Genomic DNA, 17,592 nt, shown 5'->3' on the forward strand with positions numbered 1-17,592 from the left:
GGACGAACGACCAGGAGCGAACCTCATGAACCTCGTCTCGATCCGCGTCATCACGGACGACGTGTCCCGCCTCGTCGACTTCTACGAGCGCGCCACCGGAGTGCGGGCGAGCCGGCCCACCGAGGACTTCGCCGAGCTGCGTACCGCATCGGGCACCCTCGCGATCGGCAGTACCCGGACCGTTCCGATGTTCGCGCCCGGTTCCGCCGCCCCGGCCGACAACCGCAGCGTCATCATCGAGTTCCTCGTCGACGACGTGGACAGCGTGCACCGGAACCTGACCGGGCTCGTGGCGGACTTCGTCAAGGAACCCACGACGATGCCCTGGGGCAACCGTGCGCTCCTGGTCCGCGACCCCGACGGCAATCTGGTCAACTTCTTCACCCCGGTCACGCCGGCCGCCGTCGAGAAGTTCGCCGCGTACGCCCGCTGATCCGGCGGCCCGCCATCCCCTGTCGGCGGCCCGCCATTTGATCGGCCGGGCCTCCTACGACGGGCAGCCCGCCGACTCCTTCCCCGGTGCCGTCCGGGACGTACGGGCCTTCGACCGGGCGCTCACCGCCGCCCGGATCGAGTCGCTGTCCCGACCGACCTGACGGCCACTCACCAAGTGTCCTCAAGGCGTTACTTGGGGCGGCCATGCTAAACATGTAGCTTTCGCTCTGTGGCCGTGACGGCCCACACTGGAGCTCGCGGCAGCCGGTGAACGGGGAGAGAGTTGAGCGGGGAAGCCGGATTCGGCCTCACGGGCAGTGGCGCCGAGCCGCTGGGGAGCGACGACCCACGCCGGATCGGACCGATCCCGCTGCTGGGGCGGCTAGGGGTCGGCGGAATGGGACGCGTCTATCTCGGCGTCCACGAGGGCCGGTACGCGGCCGTCAAGCAGGTGCTGCCCTCGGTGGCCGGCGAGGACGAGGACTTCCTGCGCCGCTTCGGACACGAGCTGGACAACCTCGCGCGCCTGCCCGAGGAGGCCACCGCACCGCTGCTCGTGGGTGACCGGGACGCCCGGCCGCCGTGGTTCGCCACCGCCTACGTGCCCGGCATCACCCTGCGCGAGGCCGTCGACCTGCATGGGCCCCTGCCCGCCGAGGCGCTGTGGCTCATCCTGCGGGAGGCCGCCACCGCCCTGGCGTCGGTGCACGCGCTGGACATGGTCCACCGCGACCTCAAACCGTCCAACGTGATGCTGACCCTCGAAGGTCTCACCCTCATCGACTTCGGTGTCGCCCGGGCCGCCGACCAGAGCCAGCTGACGAGGACCGGCATGGTGGTGGGCACGCCCGCTTACATGTCGCCCGAACAGGCCTCCGGGAAACGGGCGTCGAGCGGCGTCGTCGACGTCTTCGCGCTCGGCTCGGTGATCGCGTACGCGGCCTCCGGCCGGCCGCCGTTCGGCGACGAGTCCGGGCACGCCGTGCTGTACCGCATCGTGCACGAGGAACCCGACCTCCAGCCGCTGCGGGAGCTGGACGCCGAGCTCGCCGACGTCGTCGCGTCCTGCCTGGACAAGGACCACGAGGGACGGCCGACGGCGGCCGAGCTGGTGGCGACCGCGGAGCGGCACGGGCCGTTCACCCCGCCCCTGTGGCCCGAGGTGGTGAGCGGTCCGCTGGCCGAGCGGGCGGCCTTCGCCTCGAAGGTTCCGGAGCCCGTGGACATGCCCGAGCCGGACGAGGCGGCACCCTCACTGCCGTCCGCCCCCGTGGCCCTGGGCGGACAGCCGGAGAAGCGTGAGCGGCGGCGTCGTGCGAAGGTGCTGGCGCTCGTGGTCCCGGTCGTCGTGACGGGGGCGACGCTCAGTGTCACGCTGCTGCCGTACGTGATGAGCGAATCGGACAAGGACCGGGCCGCGGGCGCGCCGCCCGGGGCCACCGGGACCGCCACCCCGGGTCCCGCTGACCCCGCCACCGGCTCGACCGGCCCGAGCGCCTCCGCTTCCGGCAGCCCTGACGACGGGAAGGACGACGGGAAGAAGGACGCGGAGGACAAGAGCAAGGAAAAGGCAGGGGAGGAGGACGGCGGGCAGGACGGCAACGGCACCGCGTCCGGCGGGGCCGGGGACGCGGCAGCCGCGGGGGAGGCGTCCGGCGGCGGCTCGGGCTCCGGCGGATCCTCCGGAGCGGGTGGCTCCTCCAGTGGGGAAGGGGCATCAAGTTCAGCGGGATCGTCCGGCTCGGACGGGTCCTCCGGCTCCGGAAGCGGGTCCGGGGTGAGTGGGGGCGGCGGTGACGGTCCGGAGGGCGGCGGGTCCGCGTCGGGCAGCTTCATGCTGAAGAACGGGTCGAGCGGAAAGTGCATGTACGTCGGTTACCCCATCGACGACGGCAACTGCTCGGGCGACATGGCCGTCTTCCGCTTCCAGAGCACCTCCGGCGGCGCCTTCAGGATCCTCAACGTGGGAACGGCCCAGTGCATCCACTCCAGGAGCGCGAACGCCTGGCTCGTCAGGGCCGCCTGTGGTCAGGCGGGAGGAGAGTGGCGGGAGGGGGCGAACGGCTCGCTCAGGAACCTCACCACGGGTGGCTGCCTCGATCTCAACCGCCGGGCGTCCATGATCGGCCTGACGACCACGACGTGCACCGGCTCAGCCTCCCAGCGCTGGACCAGGATCTGACGGGAGGGAGCGTCAGGTCTCGTCCCGCCTGCCGCCCTTGCGGTCCTCGTCGTCCTCGGGGCCGCCGTGGCCGGAGTCCCGAGGGCCGGAGCCGCCCTGGCCCCGGCCCTCGTCCGCGTCACCGGACTGGTCGCCCAGCGACTTCAGGAAGTCGGGATTGTCGTCCGGCGCGACCCACTGCCGCCGTCCGCCGCGCGCCGTTCCCGGGGCCCCGGCCGGCTGTCGCTTCTTGCCGGCGATGAGCCAGGAGATCGAGCCGACCAGCGGAAACAGCAGCACGAGGATCGCCCACAGCGGCTTGGGCATGTGACGGATGTCGGCGTCCTTCGTGCTGATGCAGTCGATGAACGCGTAGACGCTCAACGCCAGTGGCACGAGGAACATGAGCACCCGGAGCATGGGGCCTCTCTCCAGCGGAAGCGAGGGGTGGGGGACGCGTCACGGCCCCCAGGTACAGGGTCAGGGTAGCCGCTCGGGGATACTGGACGGCATGGCTTACGACGATCTTCGCTCCCTGCTCAGGGCCCTGGAGCGCGACGGCGACCTCAAGCGCATCAAGGCCGAGGTGGATCCCCACCTGGAGATCGGGGAGATCGTCGACCGAGTGAACAAGGCCGGCGGTCCCGCCCTGCTCTTCGAGAACGTGAAGGGCTCCGACATGCCCCTCGCGATGAACGTCTTCGGCACCGACCGGCGCCTGCTCAAGGCCCTCGGCCTGAAGTCCTACTCCGACATCTCGGACAAGATCGGCGGACTGCTCCGCCCCGAGCTGCCCCAGGGCTTCGTCGGCATGCGCGAGGCCTTCGGCAAGCTCGGCGCGATGACGCACGTACCGCCGAAGAAGGTGAAGGGCGACAGTGCCCCCGTCCAGGAGGTCGTCCTGCACGGCGACGACGTGGACCTGGACCGCCTCCCCGCCCTCTTCACCTGGCCGGACGACGGCGGCTCCTTCTTCAACCTGGGCCTCACCCACACCAAGGACCCGGAGACGGGCATCCGCAACCTCGGCCTGTACCGGCTCCAGCGCCACGACAAACGCACCATCGGCATGCACTGGCAGATCCACAAGGACAGCCGGAACCACTACCAGGTCGCCGCCCGTCGCGGCGAGCGGCTGCCGGTCGCCATCGCCTTCGGCTGCCCGCCCGCCGTGACCTACGCCTCCACCGCCCCCCTCCCCGGCGACATCGACGAGTACCTCTTCGCCGGGTTCCTCCAGGGCAAGCGGATCGAGATGGTCGACTGCAAGACGGTCCCGCTCCAGGTCCCGGCGCACGCCGAGGTCGTCATCGAGGGCTGGCTGGAGCCCGGCGAGATGCTGCCCGAGGGTCCCTTCGGCGACCACACCGGCTTCTACACGCCGCAGGAGCCCTTCCCCGCCCTGAAGATCGACTGCGTGACGATGCGGAAGCGTCCGCTGCTCCAGTCGATCGTGGTCGGCCGTCCGCCGACGGAGGACGGCCCGCTCGGGCGGGCGACGGAACGCTTCTTCCTCCCGCTCCTCAAGATCATCGTCCCGGACATCGTGGACTACCACCTTCCCGAGGCCGGCGGCTTCCACAACTGCGCGATCGTCTCGATCGACAAGAAGTACCCCAAGCACGCCCAGAAGGTGATGCACGCCATCTGGGGCGCGCACATGATGTCCCTGACCAAGCTGATCGTGGTCGTCGACTCCGACTGCGACGTCCACGACCTGCACGAGGTCGCCTGGCGCGCGCTCGGCAACACCGACTACGGCCGCGACCTCACCGTCGTCGAAGGCCCGGTCGACCATCTCGACCACGCCTCCTACCAGCAGTTCTGGGGCGGCAAGGCGGGTATCGACGCCACGAAGAAGCTGCCCGAGGAGGGGTACACGCGGGACGGGGGCTGGCCGGACATGGTGCTGTCCGACCCCGAGACGGCGGCGAAGGTCGACCGCCGCTGGAAGGAGTACGGACTGTGACGTCGGCTTCCGCCGCGCTACCGCAGCAGCCGGGGCGCACCAAGGCGTTCCTGCGCCTGGTGATGATCGAGCACTCGGTCTTCGCGCTGCCCTTCGCCTACATCGCCGCCCTCACCGCGATGTACGAGTGGGACGAGAACATCCACTGGGGCCGGCTGCTCCTGGTCACCGTCGCGATGGTCGGCCTGCGCACCTTCGCGATGGCGGTCAACCGGATCATCGACCGCGAGATCGACGCCCGCAACCCGCGCACCGCTCACCGCGAGCTGGTCACCGGCGCCATGTCGGTCAGGCACGCCTGGACCGGCGCGCTGGTCGCCCTCGTCGTCTTCCTGGGCGCGGCGGCCCTGCTCAACCCGCTCTGCCTCGCCCTGGCCCCCGTCGCCGTGATCCCGATGGTGGTCTACCCGTACGGCAAGCGGTTCACGAACTTCCCGCAGGCCATCCTCGGCCTCGCCCAGGCGATGGGCCCGATCGGCGGCTGGCTGGCGATCACCGGTGAGTGGTCCTGGGAGGCCGTGATCCTCGGCCTCGCGGTCGGCGTCTGGATCGGCGGCTTCGACCTGATCTACGCCTGTCAGGACGTCGAGACCGACCGGCAGGTCGGCGTGAAGTCGGTGCCGGCACGCTTCGGCATCCCGGCGGCGATCTGGGGCGCCCGAGCCTGCCACGCGGTCACCACCGCGCTCTTCGCCTGGTACGCGGTCGCCACCGACGCCGGCGTCTTCCTCTGGCTCGGCCTGCTGATCGTCGCGGGCGCGTTCGTCTACGAGCACACCATCGTGCGCCCGCACGACCTGACCCGTCTGAACAGGGCTTTCTTCTCCGTCAACGGTTTCATCGGCATCGCCCTGTTCGTGTGCGCGCTGCTGGATCTGCTCGTGCGGGGCCTCACGGTCTGAACACTCTGAGCCTGCGACTAGGCTCGGCATCATGAAGCCAGGACAGACGCAGCGCACGCCTTGGATCGTGGGGGTATCCGGAGCATCCGGTACGCCGTACGCGGCGGCGGTACTGCGGGCGCTGCTCGCCGCGGGCGAGAGCGTCGACCTGGTGGTCAGCCGGGCCTCGCGGCTCACCCTGCTCGACGAGACCGGCATCTCCTTCCGGGACGCCCACTGGCGGCACGACCTGCGGGAGTGGCTGGCCCGCGGCGCCGACGGCAAGCCGGACACCTTCGACGTCGACCTCACCGGCGACCGGGTACGGCACTGGAGCGCGGGCGACCTCGCGGCCGGTCCGTCCTCGGGGTCGTACCCCGTCAAGGGCATGCTGATCGTGCCCGCGTCGACGGCCTGTGTCGCGGGTGTCGCGCTCGGGCTGTCGAAGGACCTGCTGCAGCGGTCGGCGAGCGTGATTCTGAAGGAGCGTCGCAAGCTGGTCGTGGCCGTACGGGAGACCCCGCTGGACGGCCGGACGCTGCGGCACCTGGTGACACTGGACGACGCGGGCGCGACCGTGGTGCCCGCCTCGCCGGCCTTCTACGCGGGGGCGACGCACATCCAGGACCTGGTGGACTTCGTCGCCGGACGCGTACTCGACGCGGCGGGCGTCGGGCACGACCTCTACCGCCGCTGGCGCGGTGACCTCGGCGGGGCACGCCCGACCGGCTGAGCCCGTCCGAGCGGCACCCGAGCATCATCTGAGTACCACCTCCCCCCACACGTTTGTTACCCACATCTTCAGAACTCTTCAGTGGAAGGCTTCGATCGCATGGACGCGGTGGACAGGCAGCTCATCCAGGCTCTGAGGGAGAACGGCCGGGCCTCGTACGCGGAGTTGGGGCGCCTCGTCGGACTGTCGGGGCCCAGCGTCACCGACCGCATCAACCGGCTGGAGGCGGCCGGCGTCATCACCGGTTACCGGGCCACCGTGGACGCCGCCTCGCTCGGTCTCGGCGTCACGGCCCTGATCGGCGTCTCCCTCTCCGACGCCGCCGACCACGAGGACGTGGCACAGCGGCTCAAGGAGCTGCGGGAGATCGAGGACTGCTGGTTCATCGCCGGCGACGACTCCTACATGCTCAAGGTGCGCGCGGCCGACGTGGACGGCCTGGAGAGCATCATCCGCCGGCTGTCGGGCACGAAGGGCGTGTCCAGGACCCGCACGACCATCGTGCTCTCCACCAAATGGGAGAACCGGGTGGGCGAGCTGCCGGAAGAGGTCCAGTAGCAGAGGCGTACGGTTGACGAGTCAGTCTCAGAAAGAGGTATCGCATGGACGCCGGGCTCAAGCGGGAGCTGGAGCAGAAGGTCCGCTCCGGGGAGCGGCTGACCCGCGAGGACGGCATCGCGCTGTACGAGTCGGACGATCTGGCCTGGCTCGGCGGCCTCGCGCACGAGGTGCGGACGCGGAAGAACGGCGACGTCGTCCACTTCAACGTCAACCGCCACCTCAACATGACCAACGTGTGTACGGCCTCCTGCGCGTACTGCTCCTTCCAGCGCAAGCCGGGGGAGAAGGACGCGTACACGATGCGCATCGAGGAGGCGGTGAAGCTCGCCAAGGCGATGGAGGGCGAGAACCTCACCGAGCTGCACATCGTCAACGGCCTGCACCCGAACCTGCCGTGGCGCTACTACCCGCGCTCGCTGCGGGAACTGAAGGCCGCGCTGCCCGACGTCTCGCTGAAGGCCTTCACGGCCACCGAGATCCACCACTTCGAGACCATCTCCGGGATGTCCGCCTCCGACATCCTCGACGAGCTGATCGACGCCGGTCTGGAGTCCCTGACCGGTGGCGGCGCCGAGATCTTCGACTGGGAGGTGCGGCAGCACATCGTCGACCACCGCACCCACTGGGAGGACTGGTCGCGCATCCACCGCCTGGCGCACGAGAAGGGGCTGAAGACCCCGTGCACCATGCTCTACGGCCACATCGAGGAGCCGCGCCACCGCGTGGACCACGTGCTGCGCCTGCGTGAGCTCCAGGACGAGACGAACGGCTTCCAGGTCTTCATCCCGCTGCGCTACCAGCACGACTTCGTGGACATGAAGGACGGCAAGGTCCGCAACCGGCTCCAGGCCCGCACCCGGATGGCGACCGGCGCCGAGGCGCTGAAGACCTTCGCGGTGTCGCGGCTGCTGTTCGACAACGTCCCGCACGTCAAGGTCTTCTGGGTCATGCACGGGGTGCAGACCGCCCAGCTGGCCCTTCAGCACGGCGCCGACGACATGGACGGCTCGGTCGTCGAGTACAAGATCACGCACGACGCGGACGACTTCGGCACGCCGAACAAACTGACCCGCGACGATCTGCTGGACCTGATCCGCGACGCCGGTTTCCGGCCGGTCGAGCGCAACACGCGGTACGAGATCCTCCGGGAGTTCGAGGGTCCCGACGCGGCGCGCAGGGAGTCGCCGCAGCCGATGCGGGTGTGAAGGGCCTCAGCTCCCTTCGGCCCTCCAGGGGCTCCGCCTCCTGGAGGGCCCTCCTCGCCCACTCACCACCCGGCTCGGTCGGTGGGAAGCGGGGTACCCGGCAGCCGTGAAGCCACGGACGACTGCCCCGGAGGACCGCTGCACCGCAGAACCCTTCGTGCCCGCGCGCGGCGGCCTGCCCGCCCTGCGCGAGGCCGCCGCCGACTGCCGGGGCTGTCCGCTGCACAGGGACGCCACCCGGACGGTGTTCGGCGCCGGAACGGCGGACGCCCGCGTGATGCTGGTCGGCGAGCAGCCCGGCGACCAGGAGGACCGGCAGGGCGAACCCTTCGTCGGGCCCGCCGGGAAACTCCTCGACCGGGCGCCGGCGGAGGCCGGCATCGACCCGGCGGACGCGTATGTCACCAACGCCGTCAAGCACTTCAAGTTCACGCGGGCCGAGCCCCGCAAGCGCCGGATCCACAAGGCGCCCACCCTGCGCGAGACGACCGCCTGCGGCCCCTGGCCGGCCGCCGAGCCGGCCCGCGTGGAACCCGAACTGATCGTGGTGCTCGGCGCCACGGCCGGCAAGGCGCTGCTCGGCTCCTCCTTCCGCGTCACACAGGTGCGCGGCACGGTGCTGGAGGAGGAGATCCACGGACACCCGCAACGGCTGGTGCCGACCGTGCACCCGTCGGCGGTACTGCGGGCGGCGCACGAGGACCGGGACGGCGCGTACCGAGGCCTGGTCTCGGATCTGCGGGTGGCGGCACAAGCACTCGCGTAATGGCTACGATGGGACTGTGTCCCTTACTTTCACCTTCGATCCGCCCGTCACCCCGGCCCTGCGCGACGGCGTACTCGACCTGTGGACCGACGTCTCCAACGCGGGCGGCTCCGTGGGCTTCGTACCGCCCGTGACGCGGGAGGACATCCGCCCCGAGCTGGTCAAACACATGGTGGGCATGGCCGAGGGCCGTATCCGCCTGCTCGTCGGCCACGACGAGGAGGGACGGGTGGCCGCCACCGCGTTCCTCGCCCTGAACACGCACCGGCTGATGAAGCACTGGCTGTGGTTCTACACGGTCATGGTCCACCCCCGCCACCAGGGCCGGGGCTACGGCCGGGACCTGATGGCCGCCGCCGCGGACGCGGCCCGTACCGTCGGCGGCGTCGAGGCGATCCGGCTCACCTGCCGCGGCGGCCTCGGCCTGGAGCGGTTCTACGAGTCCTGCGGTTACAAGGAGGTCGGCCGGGTGCCCGGCGCGATCCGGGTGGCGCCGGGCGACGACCGCGACGACGTCTTCATGCTGCTGCCACTGGCCTGAGCCCGGCCCTTCCCCAGGGTCCCGTCCGCAGGGACCGCCCGCGGACTCGTCCGCGGGAGCCGCCGCGGGGACGCGTCCGCGGGACGTCCGACCCGCGTGCGGGACCGGCGACACGGCATGTTTCACTGGACAGTGCCTCTTTGTGCCAGAAACGGAAGAGTGGATTGAGATGCTCCGCTACACGCTGATGCGCCTCGGGATCTTCGTGGGCTGCCTCGTGGCCGTCTGGGGGCTCGTCTACGCCGGCGTGTTCCCACGTGGTCTCGGCGACTCCAACGGCATCTGGATCCTCCTGCTCTCCCTGCTGCTCTCGGCCCCCATCAGCTACGTCGCCCTTCGCAAGGAGCGGGACCGGGCCTCGGTCCAGGTCGTCGGCCGCGTGGAGCGGATGAAGGCCAACCTCGAGGCCAACCGCGGCCAGGAGGACACCGCCGACGACGCGGCACGGGCACAGGGCCAGACCTCGTAACGAACGTCACGCACACGCACGCCCCGGTTTCCCGCACCACAGGAAACCGGGGCGATCTGCGTTTTACGGGCAATAGGTGCCCCGCACCTCTCAAAGTGAGGCTTTGGGGGTCTCAAAGCGCAGGTGTTAAAGTCGTGTGCATGAAGCACGCAGCCGCGCCCCACACGCCGCCGAGCCTCGCGCTCGTGGCGCGCCTGCACGTGGACCTCTGTCGGTGCGCGTCCGCGAACTGTCGCCCCTGACGTTCCCCCCTCATCCGTCGTCCTCCACGTCAGCCCTGCGCGTCCGTCCCCGCGTCCCGTCCCCCTTACGGAGCCCGTCCGTGTCTTCCCTCACGAAGTACTTCAAGGTGCCCTTCTGGGCCCAGATACTCGCCGGTCTCGTCCTCGGTGTCCTGCTGGGCTGGCTGGCCCGCAGCCAGGACCTCTCCTGGCTGGTCACCACCCTCGACAAGGTCGGCGGCACCTTCATCGGCCTGCTGAAGCTGGCCGTCGCACCGCTCGTCTTCTTCGCGATCCTGGTGTCGATCACCAACCTGCGGAAGGTCAACAACGCGGCCCGCCTGGCGTCCCGCACCCTTCTCTGGTTCATGATCACCTCGCTGATCGCGGTGGCCATCGGCCTGACCATCGGCCTGGTCACCAACCCCGGCGCCGGCACCGGTCTCACCCCGGCCGACGGCGCGGCGCCCGAGAACACCGGGTCCTGGATCGACTTCCTGACCGGCATCGTGCCGACCGACGTGATCACGCCGTTCACCGAGCTGAACGTGCTCCAGATCGTCTTCATGGCCGCCGTCGCCGGTATCGCCGCCCTCCAGCTCGGCGAGAAGGCCCAGCCGATCCTGAACCTGAGCGAGTCCGTCCTCGAACTCCTCCAGAAGGCCCTGTGGTGGGTCATCCGCCTCGCCCCGCTCGGCACCGTCGGCCTCATCGGCAACGCCATCGCCACCTACGGCTGGGACCTCATCGGCAAGTACGCCACCTTCACCGCCGACATCTACGTCGGCTGCGCGATCGTGATGTTCGTGGTCTACCCGCTGCTGCTCGCCACCGTCGCCAAGGTCAGCCCGCTGCAGTTCTTCAAGGGCGCCTGGCCCGCGATCCAGCTGGCCTTCGTCTCCCGCTCCTCCGTCGGCACCATGCCGCTGACCCAGAAGGTCACCGAGCGCCTCGGCGTGCCGAAGGAGTACGCGTCCTTCGCCGTGCCGTTCGGCGCGACGACCAAGATGGACGGCTGCGCCGCGATCTACCCGGCGATCGCCGCGATCTTCGTCGCGCAGATCTTCGGTATCGACCTCGGCGTCGGCGACTACCTGCTGATCGCCTTCGTCTCGGTGGTCGGCTCCGCCGCCACGGCCGGTCTCACCGGCGCCACGGTCATGCTGACCCTGACCCTGTCCACCCTGGGCCTGCCCATGGAGGGTGTCGGCCTGCTCCTGGCGATCGACCCGATCCTGGACATGATCCGCACGGCGACCAACGTGGCCGGACAGGCGCTGGTCCCGGTCATCGTCTCGGCCCGCGAGGGACTGCTGGACCACAAGGCCTACGACGCGGCGCACAGCTCGCCGATCGACGAGCCGGAGCGGGAGCCCGAGAAGGAGCCGGAGAAGGAGAAGCAGACGTCCGAGCCGGTTCCGGCCGCCGTCTGACCGACCTTCACCGGGTGCCGGCGTCGCGCTGACGTCCTGATCACCGCCGCACGGACCGTACGCTGATTCGCATGGGTGCAGGGAAGACCAAGCGGATGCCGCGTGCGGTCCGTGAGCAGCAGATGCTGGACGCCGCCGTGAGCGTCTTCGGCCGACGCGGCTACATGGCGGCGTCGATGGACGAGATCGCCGAACTGGCGGGCGTCTCCAAGCCGCTGGTGTATCTCTACCTGAACTCGAAGGACGACCTCTTCTCCGCCTGCGTCCGCCGCGAGGCCCGGGCCCTCACCGAGGCGGTCCGGGCCGGGGTGCGTCCGGGGCTGCCGCCCGACGGGCAACTCTGGTCGGGGCTGCGTGCCTTCTTCACCCACACCGCGCGGAACCCCGACGCCTGGCGGGTGCTGCACCTCCATGCCCGTACCCACGGAGAGCGGTTCGCGGCCGAGGTCGCGGCGATGCGCGAGGAGATCGTCGCCTTCGTGACGCAGCTGATCGCAGCGGCGGCGCGGGACGCGCACCGGGACCCGCACCTGCCCGCGGGCGAGGTCGCCGGACTGGCCGAGGCGCTGGTCGGCGCGGCCGAGTCACTCGCCGACTGGGCGGGCGCCACGGAGGGCGTCACCGCGAAGCAGGCGGCGGCGACCCTGATGAACTTCGCCTGGGCGGGCCTGGGCGACCTGATGACGGGCCGGCCCTGGTCCCCGCCGGAGGAACCCGACCCGGATCGGTCCGAGTCCGAGCCCGAGCCCGAGCCCGAGCCGGACCCGGTGGCCCAGGTCGCCGGATAGACCCCACCTCGCCCGACCGGCGGGGTCAGGCCACCGGCCAGGGCCCGGCCTCGCCCGACAGATGCGGCCGTCGGCCCTCCCCGCCGCGCAGCTCGAACCGCCCGCCCTCCGCCCCGTACGTCACCGTCCCCGGCAGCAGTACCGGCGCCCGGAACGACGCCCGCACCGTGGCCGCGTCCGGCGTACCGTGCTCGGCGAGGCACCGGGCCACGGTCCACATGCCGTGCGCGATGGCCCGGGGGAAGCCGAACAGGCGGGCGGTGAGCGGATACAGGTGGATCGGGTTGCGGTCACCGGAGGCGGCACCGTAGCGCCGCCCGACATCACCGGCGAGGCGCCACTCGGCGCGCGTGGGGAGGGGCTCGGGGGGCGCGGCGGACGATTCCTCGGGAGCGTGTCCGGCTGTGCGGTGCCGGGCCAGGTACGTACTGCGCGACTCCCACACCAGGTCCCCGCCGGCCCGCACCTCCGTCACCACCGACGCCTCGGTCCCGCGACGGTGCGGCACCAGGCCCTCGACGTACGTGGTGAGTCCGTACTCCCCGGTCGCGGGCATGGCGGCCCGCCGGGTGATGCCGATCGACGTGTGGACCAGCCCCAGCACCGGCAGCGGGAAGCCCCGGCCGCTCATCAGACGCATGGCCATCGGGAAGCCCAGCACGTGCGGATACGTCACCGGAAGCGCGTCCGCCCCGGTCGGGAACCCGCACACCCGCTCGTACGCGGCCAGCCGCGCGGGATCCACGCGCAGGCCGGGCAGGACCAGCCGGGTGCGGGGGAGGTCCGCGTCCGGGCGGGGGCGCCTGAGGGGTGACAGCAGGGCACCGCGTGCGAGGAGCGGCGCGAGGGCGGGAACGCCGGTCAGCGTGCGCGTCGTGTGCTCCGCGGGTGGGGTGGGGGAGGAGGGTGGCTTGGGAGCCGCGGGTGTCATCACGCCCCCAGCAGGCTCTGGCCGCAGACCCGTACGACCTGGCCGTTGACCGCGCCCGAGGCCGGGTGCGCGAGCCAGGCGGTGGTCTCGGCGACGTCCACCGGCAGCCCGCCCTGCGCGAGGGAGTTCATACGGCGGCCGGCCTCGCGGATGAACAGCGGGACCGCCGCCGTCATCTTCGTCTCGATGAAGCCCGGTGCGACCGCGTTCACCGTCACCCCGTGCCCGGCGAGCGCGCGCGGCGCGAGGGAACGGACCAGGCCGACGATCCCCGCCTTGCTCGCACCGTAGTTGGTCTGGCCCGCGTTGCCCGCGAGGCCCGCGATCGACGCCGTCGCCACGATCCGGCCGCCCCGGTTCACCGCGCCCGCCGCGAGCAGCGCGTCCGTGGTGCGCAGGACGCTCGCGAGGTTGACGTCCAGGACGGAAGCCCACCGCTCGGCGGGCATGTTGACCAGGCGCCGGTCCCGGGTGATCCCCGCGTTGTGGACCAGGACGTCGAGTCCGCCGGGCACGGCGGCGGCGATGCGCTCGCCCGCGTCGGCGGCCGTGATGTCGAGGGTGAGAGCCGTGCCGCCGAGGCGCTCGGCGGCCTTGCGCGCCTCGTCCTCGGCCCGCGGCACGTCGAGGACGACGACATGTGCGCCCTGCCCGGCCAGCGTCTCGGCGACCGCCGCGCCGATGCCGCGTGCCGAGCCGGTGACCAGGGCGGTGCGCCCGGCGAGGGGCAGCTCCCAGTCGTCGGGCACGGCGGCGGTCCCGTTCGCGGCCGAGACCTCGATCACCTGGCCGCTGACGTAGGCGGATGCGGGGGAGAGGAGGAAGCGGAGGGTGGATTCGGCGGCGTGCGCGTCGGTGAGCCGGACGAGGTTGACCGTCCTGCCCCGGCCGATCTCCTTGCCGAGCGAGCGCGTGAAGCCCTCCAACGCCTGCTGGGCGGCGGCCTGGTGGTGGTCGGCCGGGTCGAGCGGGGCGCCGAGCACGACCACCCGGCCGCTCGCCGCGACGGACCGTACGACGGGGTGCAGCGCGGCGTGTACCTCGGCGAGCGAGTCGACGTCCCGGACACCGGTGGCGTCGAGGACGACGGCGGCGGGGTGGCCGGCGTCGTCCGGACCGAGTCCCGTGCGGGTCAGTACGGGCGCGAGGCCGAGGTCCGTCCGGCCGGCCGTGAGGTGCAGCAGGCCGCCGCCGAGTGAGCGGCGTTCGAGTGGGGCGGGCTGCGGCAGGCCGAGGCGCCGGGTGAGGAAACGGCCGGGCGCCGTGCCGGTGAGGCTCAGATAGCGGTCGGCCATGGGTGACTCCCAGCTCCGTGACATGCTCCGGACATTCCTTACCCCGAAGTAAGGTTACCGTGGGTAAGTCTAAGTCACGGGCGAAGGGCGGGTCGAAGTGAGGTCCTCCGCGGTGGAAGGCCGGGGTGGCGCGGACTTAACGGAACGAACATGTCTTACTGGCAGGTAACCCCCGAGACTGCACACCCCCAGCGCGGGACCGTCCCGGAACCCGCACCAACTCCCCACGAGGGGGCCGTACGATCCCGGGACCGACCGCCGGTGACCCGTGTCCGAGGAACCCGGCGATGCACGATGAGCCCTCGGCGCCCGGCGACGAGCACGTCGGTGCGCGAGGCCCATACGTCATGAGGCCCATATGTCATGAGGCACGTACGTCTTGAGGCACGTACGTCATGAAGCACGTACGTCCACGCAGCAGAGCAGTGTCAACAGTGACAGCGGTGGCAGCTGATGCGGTTGTCGCCGCCGCACGTCCCAGGAGCCGCCCGTGTCCACCCCGCTTCCCTCCTTCGCAGCATCCGCCGGTTACGCCGACTCGCCCGGCCCCACCCTGGTGGCGCCCGAGACGCGGCGGCTGGACGGGGCCGTACGGGAGGCGTACGTACCACCGTTCGCCCCGCCGGTGCGCCGCGGCTCCCTCGCCGACCTGCCCTTCGACAACGCGGCCGCGGTTCCGGGCCAGGTGGTCCTCAGCCGCAGGTCGCCGGACGGGGACTGGTCCGACGTGACGGCGGCCGGGTTCGCCGAGCAGGTGCTGGCGGTGGCCAAGGGCATGATCGCCGAGGGCATGGCGCCGGGCGACCGCATCGCGATCATGGCCCGGACGACGTACGAGTGGACGCTGCTGGACTTCGCCGCGTGGGCGGCCGGCCTGGTCACCGTCCCCGTCTACCCGACCTCCTCCCTCTTCCAGACCCGCTGGATGCTCCAGGACTCCGGCGCGGTCACCCTGGTCACCGAGACCACCGCGCAGGCCGCGGCCCTCGGCCCCGAGCTGGACCGCATGCCCGACCTCAAGCACCTGTGGGTCATGGAGAAGGGGCACGTGGAGCGGCTGGCGGAGCTGGGCGCGCGGGTGCCGGACGCGGAGGTGGAGGTCCGCCGCGGCATGCTGAGCCCGAGCACGCTCGCCACCCTGATCTACACCTCGGGCACCACCGGCCGCCCGAAGGGCTGCGCGCTGACCCACGGCAACTTCTTCGCCGAGGTGGACAACGCGATCGAGCTGCTCTACCCCGTCTTCAAGGCGAAGACGGGCGAGGAGCCCTCGATCCTGCTCTTCCTCCCGATGTCCCACGTCTTCGGCCGCATGGTCGCCGTGGCCTGCGTCCGTGCCCGGGTCCGCCTCGGCCACGCGCCGAGCCTGAAACCGCAGGACCTGCTCCCGGACCTGGCGGCCTTCCGCCCGACCTGCCTCCTGACCATCCCCTACATGCTGGAGAAGATCTTCAACAGCGCCCGTGCCAAGGCCGAGTCGGGCGGCCGGGCCTCGGCCTTCGACCGCGCCGTCTCGGTGGCGGTGCGCTACGGCGAGGCCGTGGAGGACCGTCAGACGGGCGCGAGCGGCGGCCCGGGCCGCGGCCTGAAGACCGCCCGCTCCTTCTACGACCCGCTGGTGTTCCGCAAGATCCGCAACGCCATGGGCGGCCGGGTCCGCTACGTCATCTGCGGCGGCTCCCCGCTCGGCCGCCGCCTGGCCGCCTTCTACGCCGGGGCCGGCATCGTCATCTTCGAGGGCTACGGCCTCACCGAGACGACGGCCGCGGCGACGGTGACACCCCCGCTGAAGCCGCGCCTCGGCACGGTCGGCTGGCCGCTGCCCGGCACCCGCGTCCGCATCGCCGCCGACGGCGAGATCCTCATCGCCGGCGACCAGGTCCTGCACGGCTACTGGGACACCCAGGCGGGCGGCGTCGTCCCGGCCGCCCCCGACGGCTGGTTCGCCACCGGCGACATCGGCAGCCTGGACGACGAGGGCTACCTGACGATCACCGGCCGCAAGAAGGAGCTGCTGATCACCGCGGGCGGCAAGAGCGTGGCCCCCGCCCCGCTGGAGAACTGGCTGCGCTCCCACCCCCTGATATCCCAGTGCATCGTGCTGGGCGACCGCCGCCCCTACGTCACCGCGCTGTTCACCCTCGACCCCGACGGCCTCACCCACTGGCGGCGCATGAACGGCAAGCACCCGGTGCCGCCGGAGCTGCTGACCGAGGACGAGGAGGTCCTGGCGGTGCTCCAGCGCGCGGTCGACGAGGCCAACAAGCTGGTCTCCCGCCCGGAGTCCATCCGCCGCTTCGCCGTCCTGCCGAGGGACTTCACGGAGTGGGAGGGGCACCTGACCCCCTCGATGAAGCTGCGGCGCGAGGAGATCATGCGGGACTTCGCGGGGGCGGTCGAGGCGCTGTACGAGACGTAGGCCACCGGGCCGCCGCCGGGCGGTCAGCGGCGGGCGATCAGGCAGGCCTGCGGGACCTTCGAGAAGGTGTCCTCCTCCTGTACACGCACCGTCCGGGACAGGATGGTGAACCCGGCCTTCTCCAACAGCTCCGCCATCGGCCCGGGCCGCCGCCGTTCGAAGTCCAGGGCGACCGGGTGGCCGAAGGGGCGGTCGAGGCGGAGGGGCTCGTCGCCGGCCTGGAAGGCGAGGAGCAGGTGGCCGCCCGGGGCCAGCACCCGCCGCACCTCCGCGAAGAGGTCCGGCAGCCGTTCCCGCGGCGTGTGGATCGACGAGTACCAGGAGACGGCTCCCGCGAGGGCGCCGTCGGGCAGGTCCAGCTCCAGCATGGAGCCCTGCTCGAACCGCAGGCCCGGGTTCTCGCGGCGGGCGATCGCGAGCATCGAGGCGGAGAGGTCGAGGCCGAAGACCCGCAGGCCGAGCGAGGCGAGGTGGGCGGTGACCCGGCCGGGACCGCAGCCGAGGTCGGCCACTCGCCCCTCCCCTCCCACCAGCTCGGCGAAGGCACTCATCAGCGCCCGGTCCAGCGGGCCGCCGGCGCCCGCGGAACGGAAGCGGTCGGCGTAGTCCTCGGCGATGGTGTCGTAGAAGGCCCGGGTGGTGTCAAGGAAGCCGTTGTCCACAGGGCCCGTGCCCGGGGAGCCGGTGCGGGGGGCAGCGCCGCGTGCGGTGTCGTCGGTCATGGCGGGACCCTAGTGGCGGCCACTGACAACCGGATGGGTCACCGGGAATTCATCCAAAGGGC

At 71.4% G+C, this 17,592-nt stretch carries 18 protein-coding genes; 14 read left to right on the forward strand and 4 right to left on the reverse strand.

Features of this window, described 5'->3' with window-relative positions; all coding sequences use genetic code 11:
- Window positions 1-25 precede the first annotated feature (25 nt).
- From ACH4NX_RS13900 to ACH4NX_RS13910, 3 genes are all read left to right on the forward strand, one after another.
- Window positions 26-433, forward strand: a complete 408-nt coding sequence (locus tag ACH4NX_RS13900) for a VOC family protein (protein ID WP_351389870.1) — start codon at window positions 26-28, stop codon at window positions 431-433.
- 37 nt (window positions 434-470) lie between these two features.
- Entirely contained in the window at window positions 471-596 is a 126-nt protein-coding gene (locus tag ACH4NX_RS13905; protein ID WP_398129647.1) for a hypothetical protein, read from the forward strand.
- Between the two features lie 122 nt (window positions 597-718).
- Window positions 719-2,617, forward strand: coding sequence for a protein kinase (locus tag ACH4NX_RS13910; RefSeq protein ID WP_398129646.1), 1,899 nt, complete (start codon window positions 719-721; stop codon window positions 2,615-2,617).
- A gap of 12 nt (window positions 2,618-2,629) precedes the next feature.
- Here ACH4NX_RS13910 and ACH4NX_RS13915 read toward each other — a convergent pair whose 3' ends face one another.
- On the reverse strand, window positions 2,630-3,016 hold the full coding sequence (locus ACH4NX_RS13915; RefSeq protein ID WP_351389864.1) for a PLD nuclease N-terminal domain-containing protein: 387 nt from the start codon (window positions 3,014-3,016) through the stop codon (window positions 2,630-2,632).
- Between the two features lie 91 nt (window positions 3,017-3,107).
- On the opposite strand from ACH4NX_RS13915, the gene ACH4NX_RS13920 reads away from it, so the two are divergent.
- From ACH4NX_RS13920 to ACH4NX_RS13965, 10 genes are all read left to right on the forward strand, one after another.
- A complete protein-coding gene (locus ACH4NX_RS13920) occupies window positions 3,108-4,565 on the forward strand; it encodes a menaquinone biosynthesis decarboxylase (RefSeq protein ID WP_351389862.1) in 1,458 nt (485 codons plus the stop codon).
- Window positions 4,562-5,467 carry a menaquinone biosynthesis prenyltransferase MqnP gene (gene mqnP / locus ACH4NX_RS13925; protein WP_398129645.1) on the forward strand — a complete coding sequence of 302 codons (906 nt, stop codon included), beginning with the start codon at window positions 4,562-4,564 and terminating at the stop codon, window positions 5,465-5,467. The genes ACH4NX_RS13920 and mqnP overlap by 4 nt, the downstream gene beginning before the upstream one ends.
- A gap of 31 nt (window positions 5,468-5,498) precedes the next feature.
- Window positions 5,499-6,179 carry a UbiX family flavin prenyltransferase gene (locus ACH4NX_RS13930; protein WP_398129644.1) on the forward strand — a complete coding sequence of 227 codons (681 nt, stop codon included), beginning with the start codon at window positions 5,499-5,501 and terminating at the stop codon, window positions 6,177-6,179.
- Window positions 6,180-6,278: 99 nt separating this feature from the next.
- Window positions 6,279-6,737 (forward strand): Lrp/AsnC family transcriptional regulator, encoded by a 459-nt coding sequence (locus ACH4NX_RS13935; protein ID WP_007443788.1) that lies wholly within the window; start codon window positions 6,279-6,281, stop codon window positions 6,735-6,737.
- Window positions 6,738-6,781: 44 nt separating this feature from the next.
- Window positions 6,782-7,945 (forward strand): aminofutalosine synthase MqnE, encoded by a 1,164-nt coding sequence (mqnE, locus tag ACH4NX_RS13940; protein WP_351389853.1) that lies wholly within the window; start codon window positions 6,782-6,784, stop codon window positions 7,943-7,945.
- Between the two features lie 106 nt (window positions 7,946-8,051).
- Window positions 8,052-8,711 (forward strand): UdgX family uracil-DNA binding protein, encoded by a 660-nt coding sequence (locus ACH4NX_RS13945; RefSeq protein WP_398129643.1) that lies wholly within the window; start codon window positions 8,052-8,054, stop codon window positions 8,709-8,711.
- Window positions 8,712-8,727: 16 nt separating this feature from the next.
- A complete protein-coding gene (locus tag ACH4NX_RS13950) occupies window positions 8,728-9,252 on the forward strand; it encodes a GNAT family N-acetyltransferase (RefSeq protein ID WP_351389848.1) in 525 nt (174 codons plus the stop codon).
- Between the two features lie 169 nt (window positions 9,253-9,421).
- Entirely contained in the window at window positions 9,422-9,721 is a 300-nt protein-coding gene (locus tag ACH4NX_RS13955; protein ID WP_279565028.1) for a DUF4229 domain-containing protein, read from the forward strand.
- A 322-nt stretch (window positions 9,722-10,043) separates the two neighbouring features.
- Window positions 10,044-11,375 carry a dicarboxylate/amino acid:cation symporter gene (locus ACH4NX_RS13960; protein WP_351389846.1) on the forward strand — a complete coding sequence of 444 codons (1,332 nt, stop codon included), beginning with the start codon at window positions 10,044-10,046 and terminating at the stop codon, window positions 11,373-11,375.
- Window positions 11,376-11,446: 71 nt separating this feature from the next.
- Complete coding sequence (locus ACH4NX_RS13965) at window positions 11,447-12,163, forward strand: TetR/AcrR family transcriptional regulator (RefSeq protein ID WP_398129642.1); 717 nt, start codon at window positions 11,447-11,449, stop codon at window positions 12,161-12,163.
- A gap of 25 nt (window positions 12,164-12,188) precedes the next feature.
- Here the strand turns inward: ACH4NX_RS13965 and ACH4NX_RS13970 are convergent, their stop codons facing one another.
- Together ACH4NX_RS13970 and ACH4NX_RS13975 are read right to left on the reverse strand one after the other, a co-directional pair.
- Window positions 12,189-13,094 carry a MaoC family dehydratase gene (locus tag ACH4NX_RS13970; protein WP_398129695.1) on the reverse strand — a complete coding sequence of 302 codons (906 nt, stop codon included), beginning with the start codon at window positions 13,092-13,094 and terminating at the stop codon, window positions 12,189-12,191.
- Window positions 13,094-14,389 (reverse strand): 3-oxoacyl-ACP reductase, encoded by a 1,296-nt coding sequence (locus tag ACH4NX_RS13975; RefSeq protein ID WP_398129694.1) that lies wholly within the window; start codon window positions 14,387-14,389, stop codon window positions 13,094-13,096. The genes ACH4NX_RS13970 and ACH4NX_RS13975 overlap by 1 nt, the downstream gene beginning before the upstream one ends.
- A gap of 490 nt (window positions 14,390-14,879) precedes the next feature.
- Here ACH4NX_RS13975 and ACH4NX_RS13980 point away from each other — a divergent pair, with 490 nt between their 5' ends.
- Window positions 14,880-16,808, forward strand: coding sequence for an AMP-dependent synthetase/ligase (locus tag ACH4NX_RS13980; protein WP_398129641.1), 1,929 nt, complete (start codon window positions 14,880-14,882; stop codon window positions 16,806-16,808).
- 23 nt (window positions 16,809-16,831) lie between these two features.
- Here ACH4NX_RS13980 and ACH4NX_RS13985 read toward each other — a convergent pair whose 3' ends face one another.
- A complete protein-coding gene (locus ACH4NX_RS13985) occupies window positions 16,832-17,530 on the reverse strand; it encodes a class I SAM-dependent DNA methyltransferase (protein ID WP_398129640.1) in 699 nt (232 codons plus the stop codon).
- Between the last annotated feature and the right edge of the window lie 62 nt (window positions 17,531-17,592).

The sequence above is a fragment of the Streptomyces sp. NPDC017225 genome (genome assembly GCF_044331465.1).
Taxonomy (GTDB): domain Bacteria; phylum Actinomycetota; class Actinomycetes; order Streptomycetales; family Streptomycetaceae; genus Streptomyces.

What these genes read in the sequence shown, in the direction of transcription:
- ACH4NX_RS13900 (WP_351389870.1), top strand. Translation starts at nt 26, where the DNA reads ATGAACCTCGTCTCGATCCGCGTCATCACGGACGACGTGTCCCGCCTC.
- ACH4NX_RS13915 (WP_351389864.1), bottom strand. Translation starts at nt 3,016, where the DNA reads ATGCTCCGGGTGCTCATGTTCCTCGTGCCACTGGCGTTGAGCGTCTAC.
- ACH4NX_RS13920 (WP_351389862.1), top strand. Translation starts at nt 3,108, where the DNA reads ATGGCTTACGACGATCTTCGCTCCCTGCTCAGGGCCCTGGAGCGCGAC.
- ACH4NX_RS13930 (WP_398129644.1), top strand. Translation starts at nt 5,499, where the DNA reads ATGAAGCCAGGACAGACGCAGCGCACGCCTTGGATCGTGGGGGTATCC.
- ACH4NX_RS13935 (WP_007443788.1), top strand. Translation starts at nt 6,279, where the DNA reads ATGGACGCGGTGGACAGGCAGCTCATCCAGGCTCTGAGGGAGAACGGC.
- mqnE (WP_351389853.1), top strand. Translation starts at nt 6,782, where the DNA reads ATGGACGCCGGGCTCAAGCGGGAGCTGGAGCAGAAGGTCCGCTCCGGG.
- ACH4NX_RS13955 (WP_279565028.1), top strand. Translation starts at nt 9,422, where the DNA reads ATGCTCCGCTACACGCTGATGCGCCTCGGGATCTTCGTGGGCTGCCTC.
- ACH4NX_RS13965 (WP_398129642.1), top strand. Translation starts at nt 11,447, where the DNA reads ATGGGTGCAGGGAAGACCAAGCGGATGCCGCGTGCGGTCCGTGAGCAG.
- ACH4NX_RS13970 (WP_398129695.1), bottom strand. Translation starts at nt 13,094, where the DNA reads ATGACACCCGCGGCTCCCAAGCCACCCTCCTCCCCCACCCCACCCGCG.
- ACH4NX_RS13975 (WP_398129694.1), bottom strand. Translation starts at nt 14,389, where the DNA reads ATGGCCGACCGCTATCTGAGCCTCACCGGCACGGCGCCCGGCCGTTTC.
- ACH4NX_RS13985 (WP_398129640.1), bottom strand. Translation starts at nt 17,530, where the DNA reads ATGACCGACGACACCGCACGCGGCGCTGCCCCCCGCACCGGCTCCCCG.